At 66.4% G+C, this 15,572-nt stretch carries 9 protein-coding genes; 7 read left to right on the top strand and 2 right to left on the bottom strand.

All coding sequences use genetic code 11. The features are described from left to right. Nucleotides 1–100: 100 nt before the first annotated feature. From Poly30_RS07435 to Poly30_RS07400, 7 genes are all read left to right on the top strand, one after another. Nucleotides 101–1,279, top strand: coding sequence for a hypothetical protein (locus Poly30_RS07435; RefSeq protein WP_145195832.1), 1,179 nt, complete (start codon nt 101–103; stop codon nt 1,277–1,279). A 236-nt stretch (nt 1,280–1,515) separates the two neighbouring features. Continuing rightward, nucleotides 1,516–3,081, top strand: a complete 1,566-nt coding sequence (locus tag Poly30_RS07425) for a prenyltransferase/squalene oxidase repeat-containing protein (RefSeq protein ID WP_419191084.1) — start codon at nt 1,516–1,518, stop codon at nt 3,079–3,081. Nucleotides 3,082–3,352: 271 nt separating this feature from the next. After that, a complete protein-coding gene (locus Poly30_RS07420; protein ID WP_145195829.1) occupies nt 3,353–4,894 on the top strand; it encodes a prenyltransferase/squalene oxidase repeat-containing protein in 1,542 nt (513 codons plus the stop codon). 47 nt (nt 4,895–4,941) lie between these two features. Then, nucleotides 4,942–5,475 (top strand): DinB family protein, encoded by a 534-nt coding sequence (locus tag Poly30_RS07415; RefSeq protein ID WP_145195827.1) that lies wholly within the window; start codon nt 4,942–4,944, stop codon nt 5,473–5,475. A 439-nt stretch (nt 5,476–5,914) separates the two neighbouring features. Continuing rightward, entirely contained in the window at nt 5,915–8,353 is a 2,439-nt protein-coding gene (locus tag Poly30_RS07410) for a ribonucleoside-diphosphate reductase subunit alpha (RefSeq protein ID WP_145195825.1), read from the top strand. A 139-nt stretch (nt 8,354–8,492) separates the two neighbouring features. Continuing rightward, nucleotides 8,493–9,491: a ribonucleotide-diphosphate reductase subunit beta gene (locus tag Poly30_RS07405; protein WP_145195822.1), complete on the top strand. Its 999-nt coding sequence runs from the start codon at nt 8,493–8,495 to the stop codon at nt 9,489–9,491. Nucleotides 9,492–9,825: 334 nt separating this feature from the next. Next, nucleotides 9,826–11,100, top strand: coding sequence for a hypothetical protein (locus tag Poly30_RS07400; protein ID WP_145195820.1), 1,275 nt, complete (start codon nt 9,826–9,828; stop codon nt 11,098–11,100). A gap of 62 nt (nt 11,101–11,162) precedes the next feature. Here the strand turns inward: Poly30_RS07400 and Poly30_RS07395 are convergent, their stop codons facing one another. Both Poly30_RS07395 and Poly30_RS07390 read right to left on the bottom strand, forming a co-directional pair. Then, entirely contained in the window at nt 11,163–12,896 is a 1,734-nt protein-coding gene (locus tag Poly30_RS07395) for a sodium:solute symporter family protein (protein WP_145195818.1), read from the bottom strand. A 3-nt stretch (nt 12,897–12,899) separates the two neighbouring features. Further along, nucleotides 12,900–15,482: a PIG-L family deacetylase gene (locus tag Poly30_RS07390; protein WP_145195816.1), complete on the bottom strand. Its 2,583-nt coding sequence runs from the start codon at nt 15,480–15,482 to the stop codon at nt 12,900–12,902. Nucleotides 15,483–15,572: the final 90 nt, after the last annotated feature.

Here is a 15,572-nt window from a genome sequence, read left to right as displayed (position 1 = left end):
CATTCCGGAACGTTTGCACCTGGTCCGTTTGTGTCGGTTGGGGGACGGTTAATGGGGGGCGCTGCTTGAGATGTGGGGAGGCGGCGGGGAGGATGGCGGGATGGCGATTCTCTCTGCACTTGGTCTGGCCGTTTTCTTGGGGGCGCAGGTGGCTCCTGGGGCACAGGAGGGGCGGTGGAAGCCCAGTACCGAGCTCGAGATGCGGCTGCTCGACCAGTACGGGAACTTTCACGTCGCCGTCGTCGGGGAAGAGATCATCACTCGGATCGACGTCTTCAGCTGGCTCGGGAGTCCGCGCTTCGAGGATCCCACCGTTGACCAGCCCGACCTCGATCCCGCCAAGCGGCAGGCCCTCAAGATCTCCGCGGCCCTGACCCAGCTGATCGAGCAGCGGCTCAAGATCCAGGGCGGGCGGTCCCAGGGGTACGAGGAAGAGCTCATCGAGGCCGAGCGCGAACGCTTCTTCCGCGCCAAACTCGAGGAACTCGGGGGCGCCCAGGCCGCCGCCGCCAACTTCGAACGCTTCGGCATCACCCCGAACGATTACAAGAATCTGCTCGGCGAGGGCCTCATGGCCAACCTCTGGGAGAACTCCATCAAGGGCGACCTGCCCGGGGCCACCGGGCGCATCTTCGTGGATTCGTACATCCGGCCGGGCCAGCAGTGGGCCCGCTACCGCGAATACGTGGAAGCGCGCGACGAAAAGCTCAACGCCGTGGTCGGCAAGACCCGGCAGGGCAAGGTCTCCGTCCAGCGGATCGTGCTCATGGTCACACCTGGTGGCCGTCCACCCGAAGCGGTCAAAGGCGAGATCGAGACGCTGCGCGAACGCATCCAGGACGGCATCCTGACCTTCGACGAGGCCATCCGGACCTTCGTCTCTCCCGAATTGCAGGGCGATGAGAGCCTCGTCCGCGACGTCCCGACGACCCGCCTCGCCGAACTCTTCCAGCGCGACTTCACCACCCAGACCGAAGAGGTGACGACGTTCGTCCAGGAGGCGGACGCCGGCGAGCTGAGCCCGATCCTGGAGTTCAATCCCGCAGGCACACCCCAGGCCTACGTGCTTCTCAAGATCGTCGACCGCACTCGCGCCACCGAAGCCCTCCCCTTCAAGGACCTCGAACTCCAGACGAAGCTGCGCAAGGCCATCGCGGAGGAATCGTCGGAAGTCCGCGTGGCCAGAGGACTTGCGGACCTCGTCAGGACCACGCACCTCGCCCCGGAGCAGCTCCGCAAGGACTTCCTCTCCGCGGGCCGCCGCCTACGTTCGAAGTAGCCGTGAGGCCGCTTCGGAGAGGCTTCTGGCCTGCTCTGTAGTCACCGGCAGATTCCCCGGATAACCTCTGAACCCTCCAACGGCCCCCACGTTGACCCTGTGGAGCCTCGAAAAGCCCTTCGGGGCCACCCAGGCACCCCCAGAACGGCCCCGATTCGACGGGGTCCCCCCTCACGCGATCCAGCCCCTCTTCCGCTTTCCGGGGGAGGCGCATCGACAAGAACGCGCCACCGCTCATGAGCAACGACTACCGCGATATCCATATTGAGTCCTCCATGCCCAAGCCCTGGGAAGAGGAGGAAACGTTCAACGACGTCCTGTACGAGTGGATGAGCAAGGCGCCGTGGCTCCTGATCTCAGGCGCCCTGCACTTCGTCCTCTTCCTCATCGTCGCGGCCATCCCGTGGAGCGTCTTCGAGAAGACCCCCGACCAGAACGTCGAAGCGAGCATCGAGCAACCACCCCCCGAGGAGCTCGAGGAGGAAGAGGAAGAGCCCGAGGAGATCGAGGAAGAGGAGACCGAGGAAGAGCCGATCATCGAGGAGTTCGAGGTCTCGGACCACAACGAGACCGACACCAACGAGGACTACGAGTCCTCCGAGGGCAACGACTCGAACGCGGACTCGCCCTTCGATAGCAACAACTCCAACGCGGTGCTCGGCATCGGTGGCGGCGCGGGCGGCAAGTACGGTGGACGCTTCGGCGGCCGTCGCAACCTGCGCGCCGCGGGCGGCACCGGCACCGAGCAGGCCATCAAGGACGGCCTCGAGTGGCTCAAGAACCACCAGGACGAGAGCGGTGGCTGGGACGCCGACGAGTTCTGGAAGCACGACGACGACAAGGACAAGAACGACCGCGACGACGGCGGCGACGCGATCCACGACATCGGCGTGACCGGGCTCGCGCTCCTCGCGTTCCTCGGCGACGGCCACACGATGACCCGCGGCGCCTACAAGGACGTCGTCTCGAAGGGCATCAAGTGGCTCGCAGCCCAGCAGGACAAGGAGTCCGGCATCTTCGGACAGGAGATCGGCCAGGCGTTCCTCTACGACCATGCGATCGCGACGCTCGCCATGTGCGAGACGTACTACATCGACAAGTCGATCCTGCTGAAGACGAAGGCCCAGAAGGCGATCAACTACATCAGCCGTGCACGCAACCCGTACGGTGCCTGGCGCTACGCCGTCCCGCCCGATGGCGACAGCGACACCTCCGTCACCGGATGGATGATCTTCGCCATGAAGTCGGCCCAGGAAGGCAAGCTCGACGTCGACGAGGAAGCCTACGTCGCGGCGATCCAGTTCTTCGACGAGATGACCGACGAAGGCACCGGTCGCGTGGGTTACACCGAGCGCGGTTCACCGTCCTCGCGAGTCGCCGGCATGAACCAGGAGCAGTACCCGACCGACTCGGGTGAGGCCCTGACCGCCGTGGCCCTCCTCTGCCGCTTCTTCCTGGGTCAGAACCCGGACGATCAGACGATCATGAAGGACCACGCGGAGCTTCTGCTTCGCCGCCTTCCGAAGTGGGAGCCCGAGAAGTTCGGCTGCGACATGTACTACTGGTACTACGGCAGCTACGCCATGTTCCAGATGGGCGGCAAGTACTGGAAAGAGTGGAACAAGGCCATGAAGCCCGCCGTGGTGGAAAGCCAGCGCTCCGACGGCGGCACCGCGTTCAAGGGTTCGTGGGACCCGGTCGGCCCCTGGGGCTACGCCGGCGGCCGCGTCTACTCGACCGCGACCATGGTGCTCTGCCTCGAGGTGTACTTCCGCTACGCCAAGGTGCTCGGCGCGCGCTAAGACGCCCCACGAGCTTGCTCGATGGAACGCCCGTTCCGGCCATGGCCGGAGCGGGCGTTCTTGCATTGGGTCGACATCCTGCGCAGCGCGTGAACCGAGCGGCCCCGGGAACGTTCTGAATGCGTACGCAGCGCGAGACCAGGGCCCCCCGCAGTGGGCGGCCCGAGCCTGCGTTCAGGTGCGCGATCCAGGGATCGCGCGGACACATGCCCGGCGGTCCATGGGTGGACACGGGGAGAAGGTGTGTCCAGACCCAAACACGAGGTACACCATGGAACCAAGAGCCGACAGCGCCACGATCATCAGCACACTCCCGAAGAGCTGGGAAGACGAGGAGACCTTTCACGACGTCCTCTACGAGTGGATGGAGCGCGCCCCCTGGCTGCTGCTATCCGGCGCGCTCCACTTCGTTCTCTTCCTCGTCATCGCTGCCATCCCGTGGAGCGTCTTCGAACCCGCCGACGAACAGACCATCATCGCCGAACTCGAAGCACCGCCCGAACCCGACCCCATCGAAGAGCTCCCGGAGGAGCCCGATGAGATCGAGACGGAAGAGGTGATGGACGAGCCCGTCATCGAGGACTTCACCAGCACGGAATCGCTAGAGGACTCGAACGACACAGCCCTCTCCGACAGCGTCTCCCCCACGCCCAGTCCCAACCCGTTCGATCACACGGGCGAGAACGGCGTGCTCGGCATCGGCGGCGGAGCGGACGGCGGTCGCGGCCTCGGCGGAGGCCCTCCGCGATCCGGCGGTACGAAACAGACGAACGTCGCGGTCGACAAGGGCCTCGCCTGGCTCGCGCGCCATCAGGACGTCGACGGCCGCTGGAACGCCGACGACTTCATGCTCCATGACCCCGAAAGTGACCGCACGACCGGCGCAGGCGATCCGAACCACGACGTGGGCCTGACCGGCTTTGCGCTGCTCGCCTTCCTGGGCGACGGGCACACGTTGAAGCGCGGCAAGTACCGCGACACGGTCACCCGCGGCGCGAAGTTCCTGAGTCAGTCGCAGGATCGTGAGACCGGTCTCATCGGCCACGCGATCGGACACGGCTACATCTACGACCACATCCTCGCGACGCTGGCCCTGTGTGAAATCGTCCGCCTCGATCGCTCCGTCCACCTGCGCCAGCGCGCGCAGAAGGCCAGCCACTACCTGAGCCGCCACCGCCAGCCCTACGGGGTCTGGGGCTATCAACCGCCGCCCTTCGGTGACACCGACACGTCCGTGACCGGGTGGGCACTCTTCGCCATGAAGGCGGCGCAGGACTGCGGACTGGAGGTGGATCACGAAGCGTTCACGGCGACGCTCCTCTGGTTCGACGAGATGACCGAAGAGGCCACGGGTCGCGTGGGCTACACAGAGCGCGGGAGCCGCAGCTCGCGCGTCCTCGGAGTCAACGATCAGTTCGCGCCGGAGCGCGGCGAGGCACTGACGGCGGTGGGACTTCTGGGCCGCTTCTTCCTCGGACAGACGCCCGACGACTCACCGATCATGACGAAGCAGGCGGACCTGCTCCTGCGGACGCCGCCGCGCTGGAACCCGGAAGCGGGCGACTGCGATATGTACTACTGGTACTACGGCAGCTACGCGATGTTCCAGATGGGCGGTCGCCACTGGAAGGAGTGGAACCGCGCGATGAAGAGCGCCGTGATCGACTCCCAGCGGGCCGACGGGTCGTCGATGGGATCGTGGGACCCGGCCGGGCCGTGGGGTCCCCAGGGGGGCCGCGTCTACTCCACGGCGGCGATGGTTCTCTGCATGGAGGTCTACTACCGCTACGCCCGCCTGACGGGGACGCGATAACGGGCGGCGGGGGTGAACGCGGTGCGCGGGTCGAGTGAAATGGCCGGATGATCGCCGAGTTCATCGCACGCCAGCTGGAACACCGCTACCGCGTCCTCGTACGGAGCCTCGGGCACGGCCTGACGGAAGAGCTGGCCTGGAAGTCGATGGGAGGGCGTCCGCCCATTGGCTGGCATGCGAGCCACGTCGCGGAAGCGATGGCCAGCGCGGCCGAGGCGATCGCGCTCGGGCCGGGGGGGGCGAAGCTGTCGCCGACGATGGAAGCCTGTGCCGCCCGACGCGGCGCGGCGCCCGCCGCGTCTGCGCTGTCTACTGCGCCCGCCCAAGAAGCGACTTCCTACGCAACTACGGGACTTCCCGTGCTGGTAGCCGAAGTGAATCGCCTGTCTTTCCTGGTCCTCGGCGCGCTCAAGTCACTGACCGATGCCGACTTGGAGAGGCCGCCGCTCGTCGAGGTCCACCCGGCCTTTCGATCGACCTTGATCTCCCGTATGGTCTTCCTGGAAGGGCACCTGTTTCACGTGACCTACCACCTCGGCGCGATCGGGCTCCTGAGAGCCGAATGGCGCCTCGAGGCCTGAAATCGCCCTCGATTCCGCCCCATCACGGCAGGGCGCCAGCATGCCCCCACATATTGTGGTCGGATCCACCCTGGCGCCAAAAAGCCACCACTCCGTGTAGTTCTTCGGAGAGATGCCGGTTGTTCGGAGTGTCTCACTCTGCTATCCTTGCGGGTCAGCCAGCACCCCTATATATGGTGGCCGCAACTCGCGCCACGCGCACATATGGTGTCGCCGTGCCTACTGGCTGTCCCCGGAGCCAGATCCACCGCAACACCGATCGCTGCAGCCATTCCTGGCGCCAGCACAGACCGGCCCCACCATCCGCAACGAAGCCCACGGGCAGCGGATAGGCCAGGCCCCCCATTCTCTTCGCCCTCCGCACTCTCCTCCCCGCCTCTCGAAGCCAAGCATGGACCGCACCCACGCTGACGCTCCGGTCGCCACTCAGGCCGGAACCATGTCGCCCTCCTCCCACGCTGGATCTCCAGCCGTCTCCTCTCCCCGCACGGACTCCTCCGGAGCCCGCGGCTCCTTCGCCAACGACGCAGATAGCGCCCCGGGGATGAAGGTCCGGAAACGCAGCGGGCACCTCGAGCTCGTCGATCTCAACAAGATCGTGAAGGCCGTCAGCCGCTGCGCCGAAGGGCTCGCCGGCGTGGACTCCATGCGGATCGCCACCCGGACGATCAGCGGGCTCTACGACGGCGCCACCACGGCCGAACTCGACCGCCTCTCGATCCAGACGGCCGCCTCGCTGACGGCCGAGGAGCCCCAGTACAGCCGTCTGGCGGCACGCCTCCTCTCGACCTACATCGACAAGGAGGTCCAGAACCAGGAGATCTACTCCTTCAGCCAGTCGATCAAGGTCGGCGCCGACATGGGCGTCATCAACGAGCGAACCGCCAAGTTCGTGGCCAAGAACGCGCGCAAGCTCAACGACACGATCGAGGCCGACCGCTCCAGCCTCTTCGAGTACTTCGGCCTGCGGACGGTCTACGACCGCTACCTCCTCAAGCATCCCGAGAGCCGCAAGGTCACCGAGACGCCCCAGTACTTCTTCATGCGCGTCGCCTGCGGGCTCGCGGAGACGCCGGGCGAGGCCCGCGACTTCTACCGGCTGATCTCGTCGCTGCGCTACCTCCCGAGTTCCCCGACGCTCTTCAATTCGGGAACGCACCACCAGCAGCTCAGCTCCTGCTACCTGCTGGACAGCCCCCAGGACGACCTGGAGTCGATCTACGATCGCTACCAGGACATCGCACGCCTCAGCAAGTTCGCGGGCGGCATCGGGGTGGCGTACCACCGCGTCCGCAGCCGCGGCTCCCTGATCCGCGGTACGAACGGCGAGTCCAACGGCATCGTCCCGTGGCTCAAGACCCTCGATAGCTCCGTCGCCGCCGTCAACCAGGGCGGACGCCGCAAGGGCGCCGCGTGCGTGTACCTCGAGACCTGGCACGCCGACATCGAGGAGTTCCTCGAGCTCCGCGACAACACGGGCGACGAGGCCCGCCGCACCCACAACCTCAACCTCGCGAACTGGGTCTCCGACCTCTTCATGAAGCGCGTGGAAGCGGACGAGATGTGGTCACTCTTCGATCCGAAGAAGCAGCCGACGCTCACGGACACCTACGGCGACGAGTTCGAGCGACTCTACACCGAGGCCGAGGCACGCGGTGAATTCGAGCGCCAGGTCAAGGCGCGCGAGCTGTACTCGCGGATGATGCGGACGCTCGCCCAGACCGGCAACGGGTGGATGACGTTCAAGGACACGAGCAACAAGCGCTGCAACCAGGCCAAGAACCCGGGCAACGTCGTTCACCTCTCGAACCTCTGCACCGAGATCCTGGAGGTCACCTCCAAGGACGAGACCGCGGTCTGCAACCTCGGCTCGGTCAACCTCGGCAAGTTCGTCGTCACGGACGAGGACGGCACGAAGCGCTTCGACTACGAAGAGCTCGGCAAGGTCGTTCGCACCGCGGTGAAGTACCTCGATCGCGTGATCGACATCAACTTCTATCCGACGCCGGACGCGGCGGCCTCCAACAGCCGCTGGCGCCCCGTGGGCCTCGGCTGCATGGGCCTCCAGGACGTTCTGTTCCAGATGCGCATCGCGTTCGACGCACCGGAGGCCCAGGAGCTGACGGCGCGCATCCAGGAGCACCTGTACCTGAACGCCATGCGAACCTCCGCCAAGCTGGCCGCCGAACACGGCGCCCACGAGGCGTTCGCGGAGACGTGGGCCGCCGAGGGCAAGCTCCAGTTCGACCTCTGGGGCATCGAGCCGACGCTCAAGGAGGAATGGGCCGAGGTCAAGGCGCAGATTGCCAAGACGGGCGTCCGCAACTCGCTCGTCATCGCCATCGCGCCGACGGCGACGATCGCGAGCATCGCGGGCTGCTACGAGTGCATCGAGCCGCAGGTTTCGAACCTGTTCAAGCGCGAGACGCTCTCCGGCGACTTCATGCAGATCAACAACTACCTCGTGAACGAACTCAAGGAGCGTGGCATGTGGACCGAGTCCATGCGCTCGCGCATCAAGAAGGCCGAGGGTTCGATCCAGGACATCGACGAGCTGCCGGCGGACGTCCGCGAGCTGTATCGCACGGCGTGGGAAGTGCCGCAGAAGTCGCTGATCGAGATGGGCGCCGCGCGCGGCCCGTACATCGACCAGAGCCAGTCCCTGAACCTGTTCATGGCGAGCCCGACGATCGGCAAGCTCAGCAGCATGTACCTCTACGCATGGAAGCAGGGGCTCAAGACGACGTACTACCTGCGTTCACGGCCCGCGACTCGCATCCGGCAATCGGACAGCGGCACCGCCGCCGCGACCGTGAGCGACACGGACGCGGTCGCATGCTCTCTGGAGAACCCGGAGAGCTGCGAAGCCTGCAACTGATCCTTCAGGAAACTCCCGGGCGGCAGCATCCCCAGCGGAGTGCCGCCCGAAGCTGGCCCGGTACGCCGGCTGATCAAAGCCGTTGACCGAAGCTCCCGCCCGAAACTCCCGACCGCGACCGCACCACGAGCCCGATACCATGATTCTAGACCCCGGATTCGACCTGACCCTGCGTCCGATGAAGTACCCCGTGTTCTTCGACATGTATCGGGACGCGATCAAGAACACCTGGACCGTCGAGGAGGTCGACTTCAGCACGGACACCGTCGATCTCCAGAAGCGACTTCAGCCCGCCGAGCGCCACCTGGTCAACCGACTCGTCGCGTTCTTCGCGACCGGTGACTCGATCGTGTCCAACAACCTCGTGCTGTCGCTCTACAAGCACATCAACTCGCCCGAGGCGAGGATGTACCTGTCGCGCCAGCTCTACGAGGAAGCGCTCCACGTGCAGTTCTACCTGACGCTGCTCGACACCTATATCCCCGACCTCAAGGAGCGCGAGGAAGCGTTCTCGGCGATCCAGAACATCCCCTCGATCAAGCGCAAGGGTGAGTTCTGCTTCAAGTGGATGGACACGGTCGAGTCCCTCGAGGCCTGCCATACGCCCGAGGAGAAGCGACGGTTCCTGATGAACCTCATGTGCTTCGCCTGCTGCATCGAGGGCATGTTCTTCTTCGCCGCGTTCGCCTACGTCTACTTCCTGCGGAGCAAGGGTCTTCTCAACGGCCTCGCCTCCGGCACGAACTGGGTCTTCCGCGACGAGAGCTGCCACATGGCGTTTGCCTTCGAGGTCGTGAAGACGGTCAGGGACGAGTCGCCCGAGCTCTTCGACGATGAGCTGGAAAACCAGGTCGTCGAGATGCTGAAGGAAGCCATCGAGTGCGAGATGCAGTTCGCCGAGGATCTCCTGTCCGGCGGCGTGGCGGGCCTGAGCCAGGCCGATATGCGCAAGTACCTGGAATTCGTCGCGGACCAGCGCCTCTCCAACCTCGGGATGCCGCCCTACTTCGGATCCAAGAACCCGTTCTCGTTCATGGATCTCCAGGACGTCCAGGAGCTTTCGAACTTCTTCGAGCGCCGGGTCAGCGCCTATCAGGTGTCCGTCAGCGGCGAGGTCGCGTTCGACGAGGCTTTCTGATCGGAGAGGGGCTTTCTGATCGGAGAGGGGCTTTCTGATCGGAGAGGGGCTTTCTGATCGGAGAGGGGCTTTCTGATCGGAGAGGGCCGCCACCGGCGGCCAAGGAAAGGACCCAGTTCGGAAGGGGGCGGTTGTCGAACCGCCCCCTTCCGTCGTTCCGTGAAAGCGTTCAGCCGCCCGAAACGCAAGGCGCGCCAGCCCGTTTCCGAGCGCGCGCCATCGATTCCCAGGCAGGATTCTCGATTCATGCAAAGATCAGGAGGACGTCGGGCTCCGCTGAACGGCACCCGAATACGCATGACCCCAGGCCCCTTTCTCCTCTTCTCGAAAATCCATGAAGCAACTGCTCTCTCTCCTCGGCGCTGCCTGCCTTTTCGCTCCGCTGGGCTATGCCCAGGGCGCGGATGACTGCGCCAACGCGACCCCCATTTCTGGCTTCAACACGTTCGGCTTCGACAACACCAACGCAACGGGCGGCGGCCTCTCGGACTGCAACGGACTCGGGGTGCGCAAGGACGTCTGGTTCCGCTGGACGTCCCCGGCCACGGGCCCGATTCGCTTTGAGACGTGCGGGACCAACACCGCATTCGACACACGGATCGCCGTCTACGACGGCATCAATTGCGGCGCACTCAACCTCCTCGCCTGTGCCGCCCAATCCTGTCAGGGCCTTTCCAGCGTGACCTTCGACGCGATCTCCGGGCAGGGCTACCTGCTGCGTGTCGGATCCCGCGTGGTGGGCGCCGGAGGACCGGGTCAGTTCCGCGTCCGCGCCGAGCCCTGCCCCGCGACCAATGACGACAACTTCGAGCAGAACGATATCTGCGACGACGCCGTCGTGCTCGGTGACGGGACCTACCCGAACCTCTGGTGCGCCAAAGGGGATCCTGACTGGTACGAGTTCTGCGTGCCCGGCGGAGGAACCCTCACGATGGACGTGCTGTTCGCCACGGCGACGGGCGATATCGACATCTTCGCACTGGAGGGCTGTGCGATCGGCGCCGCCAGCCTCGGAATCGGCGGCTCGGGCACGGACGACGAGCAGGTCGTCTACACGAACCCGAACGCCACGCCCATGAGCGTGTTCCTCCGGGTCGAACTCTGGATCGACGATCCGACCGAGGACTGCAACGACTACACCCTCATGGTCACGGGCGCCGGTGGCGGGTGCAACGGCAACTCGATCGGCACGAACTACTGCATGCCTGCGCTCAACTCGACGGGGGCTTCCGCCCGCATCACGGCGATCGGTTCCACCACCGTCACTGACAACGACGTGACGCTCGGAGCCCAGCAGCTCCCCGCGCTCGCCTTCGGCTTCTTCATCACCAGCCAGACCCAGGGCTTCGTCATGATGCCGGGCGGCAGCTCCGGCAACCTCTGCGTGGTGGGCAGCGTCGGCCGCTACGTCGGTGGCGGACAGATCCAGCAGTCCGGCCTCGGCGGCACGATCGCCCTGCCCATCAACCTGAACCAGATCCCCCAGCCGAACGGCTTCGTCTCCGCGGCCCCCGGCCAGACCTGGAACTTCCAGGCCTGGTACCGCGACTCCAGCCCCACCGGCCCGACGTCCAACTTCACGGACGGTCTTGCGATCACGTTCCAGTAGCAAGGGAAGCGTGTGAGTTGAGCGGCGGCTCGCCGGTCCGAAAGGACCGACGGGTCGCCGTCTCATTGGCTCCCGCCCCCGGCGTCATCCGCCCGTCCGCCCGGCGGCACCGCCACCGAGGGCGACCCCGGAAGAACCGGCTGCAGCACCATGGCGAGGACGACCACGATCGCCGGAGCGATCAGGTTGTACCAGAGGAAGGCGACCTCGACGTCGCCGAAGTGCAGCGCGAGGATGACCGCTTGCGCGATCAGGGCAGCGACGAAGACGGCCGTCCCGTGGACCCATCTCACGAAGAACGCCACAAGGAAGATCCCGAGGATCGTCCCGTAGAACAGGCTTCCCAGGATGTTGACAGCCTGGATCAGGTTCTCGAAGAGCGAGAACACGGCGGCCGAACCGAGCGCAAGCAGGCCGAACCCCACCGTCGCCCAGCGCGTGCTCCGCACGGTCTGCGCCTCCCCTCGATCGGCGCGCGCCACGTCGACGACCGTCGTGGTCGCGAGTGCCGAGAGCTCAGCCGCCGTGCTGCCCATCCCGGCGCAGAAGATCATCGCCAGGAGCAGCCCGATCACGCCGACCGGCAGGTGCTGCATGATGAACGAGATGAAGATGTAGTCCTTGTCGTTCGTCTCCAGCGCCGGAGCCACCGTCGCGACGTGCTCCTTGAACTGCTGCTCCAGTACCTGACGCTCGCGGTCCAGCCGCTTGACCTCGTCGAGGGCAGAGGCCGCCGCCGCGCCGTCCTCGGCGCGCCAGGCGTCGGTGAGCTCCGTCGTGGCCGCCGCCCGCTCGGCCATGGTCTCCGCGTGCTGCACCTCCATCGCCTCCGTCACGCCCCCGGTGTCCTGGGCCCGCAGCGCCACGAGGTTCGCCTCGTTCCAGTGCAGCGGCGCCGGGTTCACCAGGTAGAACACGAACACCAGCACGCCGGTCCCGAGGATGAAGAACTGCATGGGGATCTTCAGGATGCCGTTCATCCAGAGCCCCTGGCGCGCCTGGGCGATCGACTGTCCGCTGAGATAGCGCTGCACCTGGCTCTGGTCCGTCCCGAAGTACGAGAGCTGCAGGAAGAACCCACCGATCAGCCCGCTCCAGAGCGTGTACTTGTTCGACGGATCCCAGGACAGATCGATGACGTCGAGCTTCCCGAGCGCGCCCGCGACGCGGAAGCTGTCGGCGATCCCCACGGTCCCCCCGAGCGAATGCAGCGTCAGCCCGAAGGCCGCGAGAATCCCGAGGAAGATCACGGCCATCTGCTGCTTCTGCGTCACCCCCACCGCGCGCGCGCCGCCAGTCGTCGTGTAGAGGATCACGAGCGCTCCGATGAAGACGCACATCCACGAAAGCGGAAGGTGCAGCACCTTGGACAGCACGATGCTCGGCGCGTAGATGGTGATGCCGGCGCCGAGGCTGCGGTGGATCAGGAACAGCCCGGCCGTCAACAGCCGCGTCCGGCCGTCGAAGCGCCTGCCGATGAACTCGTAGGCGGTGTAGACCTTCCAGCGGTAGTACAGCGGAATGAACACGGCGCCGATGACGATCATCGCGAGCGGCAGCCCGAAGTAAAACTGCACGAAGCCCATGCCGTCGAGGTAGCCCTGGCCGGGCGTGCTCAGGAAGGTGACGGCGCTTGCTTGCGTCGCCATGACGCTGAGGCCCACGCCCCACCAGCGCGTGTCACTCCCGCCGCGCAGGTAGTTGTTCTGGCTGTTGTCGCTGCGGGTTCGCCAGATGCCGTAGGCAACGATGAACCCGAGCGTCCCGAGGAGGACCGCCCAGTCGATACCCGACAAGGCTCAGCGCTCCGCGCGACGGACGAGCAGGTTCGCCAGGAGCCGATACGCTCCGGGGACGCCCGCCGGGAGCTGACGGAACAGGCTGATGCCTGTATAGAGGAAGCGGCCCTCGCCGAAGTCGCACGCGATGAGCGCCCCGCTCAGCGGCGCCTCGCCCGGATCGTTCCAGGCGATCAGCGCCTCGTACCCAGGATCGAGGTCACCGGCGAAGTAGAGCCCGCGCTCCTGGACCCAGCCGTCGAAGTCAGCCGCCGTGAGACGGTTCGGTTCGTTCATCAGCGGGTGGTCCGGCAGCAGGAACGTCGGCGCCGCTTCCTCCACCGTGACTCGGCCGCGCGTGAGGCTGAACGGCAGCGGCCCGAGCTCCCGCGGGTCGGTCATCATGTCGCGGCTCGCCGTGTTGTACTGCACGACCATCGTCCCGCCCGCCTTCACGTAGTCCATCAGCATGGGCTGAAGCCGCGCCATGCCCGGGACTGCGTTGTAGGCGCGGATGCCGATCACGACGGCGTCGAAGCGAGCGAGGTCCTCGGGCTCGGCCTTCTCGGGGTCGACGATCTCCACGGTCACGCCGATGCGGCGCAGCGCGCTCGCGACCTCGTCGCCCGCGCCGTTGACGTAGCCGACCGACTGGACGCTGACCTCGACGTCGAGCGGCACGAGTCGCACCTCGGCGGCCGAGTACCAGACCTGCGGCACGATGTGCGGGTAGTCGATCACGTGCTGCGTACGATCGGTTTCGCCGAGCGGCCCCTCGAAGGAGAGTCGCAGCGCGCCGTTCACGGCCTCCACAGTTCGCTCCAGCTGGATCTCGAAGCGGCGCCGATCCCCCCGCGCGAGACCCTCGATCGCAGAAGGCTGCTCCACGACGGTCCAGCCCGTCGGCGCGTCGACGCCGAGCGACCCACTGAGCCCGTCGCAGAGCGCCCGCACCTCGACGCTGATCTCGGCGCGATCGCCGGTGACCACCACGACGGGATCCGCCGGCTCGATCGAGGCCACGGGCGTGACGACGGCAGGTCGCGAACGCTGACCGTCGACGCGCTCGACCCACGTGTGCATGAGCACGCGTTCGGCGGAGAGAGCACGGCCCACAGGCTTCACCCGCAGATCGGCGCGGTAGACGGAGCCGCTGCGGGAGATCGGCTCGATGCCGACGTGCCCGGTGCTGGACGGGTCGTAGAGCGTGCCGAAAGGGTTCGCGAGCCAGTAGGGCTGATCGATGGGCGTGTTCGCGTCGGTTTCGAGAGCCACCTCCGCCTCCAGTTCCGTGTTCCAGGGAACGGTCTCGCCCACCGAGCGCGTCGCAGCGCGCGGCGGCGTCACGCTGATGAGTTCGAAGAAGTCACCTGGGATGCGCTGGGTCGCGACGATCGAGGTCGCGAGCGTCTCCCCCCGCGCCACCATCGCTCGCGCGGCCCGAGCCTCGATCGCCGTTCCCGTCACCTGCTGGAGAAGGTCGTGGACCGAAGCGAGCGTGCGGCGCATCCACGCCGCGTCGGCGCTCGCAGGATCCAGCGTGACGAGCGCTGCGGTGATCTTCGCACCAAGATTCGAGAGCGCTTCGAAGCTCTTCTCCGGTCGAAGCGGATCGTACGCCGCGACCATCGCGTCGATGGCCGCGCCGATTTCCGCGCCCCCTTCGATGCGATTCCACGTCAGATCGATGCCCGTGAAGATCCCGCCCGCGAACTCGCGCGCCGCCAGCGGCGCTCCGAGATCGAGGCGCAGGTACTCCTCCTCCGAACCGCGACGAAGCGCCGAGCCGAACCCCTGGCTGCGATGCTGACTCCGCGCGCGCCCGGCGATTTCGTTGTAGCTCATGCCGAGAAGGGAATCGTATCCCCCGACCTCCACCGTCGCCCAGTGCTCCGGGTCCGCCAGCGCATGATCGCGCACGTCGAGGCTCCACCACGTGCTCGCGTTGAAGAAGAGCCGCGTCGTCCTCCAGGGCCGCAGCCCCTCGGCGATCTGCTCCGGGAACGCGTCAGGATCCGCCGCCAGCGCGAACGCCTCGCGCGCGAGCAGCGCCGACGCCGTATGGTGCCCGTGCCCGCCGCTGCCGTCCACGTCGAACCGCGTGACGATCACGTCCGGGCGGAAGGTCCGCACCACGCGAACGACGTCGGACAGGATCTCGCGCTTCCCCCACTTGGCCAGCGCCTCCTCGGGGCTCTTGCTGTAGCCGAAGTCCACGGCGCGCGAAAAGAACTGCTCGCCGCCGTCGACGCGCCGGGCCTCCATGAGTTCCTGGGTCCGGATGACGCCAAGGCCAGGTCCGAGCTCCGGCCCGATCAGGTTCTGGCCGCCGTCGCCGCGCGTGAGGCTGAGGTAGGCCGTTCGCACCTTGGCGCCGTTCGAGAGGTAGCTGATCAGCCGCGTGTTCTCGTCGTCGGGGTGCGCCGCGAGGTACAGCACGCTTCCGACGACCCCGAGCTTCTGCATCCGATGCAGGATCTCACCGCTGTTCAGCTGCTCCGGCGGGCGCTGAGCAGCCGCCCGAGCCGGCGAGAGAAGCGAACAGGCGACGCACGCCGCGAAGAGAGAAAGGGAAGGCGCGATACGGCGAAGGAATGCGGGCATGGGCGAAAAAGGGGCTGAATGGGCGCGCGGCGGGGAGCAGCGCGCGCCACTTCTATCAGGTCAGGGAGACCTGCTGGCGGTCTGCGGCAG

The sequence above is a fragment of the Saltatorellus ferox genome (genome assembly GCA_007751475.1).
Lineage (GTDB): Bacteria > Planctomycetota > UBA1135 > UBA1135.
This window is presented reverse-complemented; position numbering and strand designations above follow the sequence as displayed.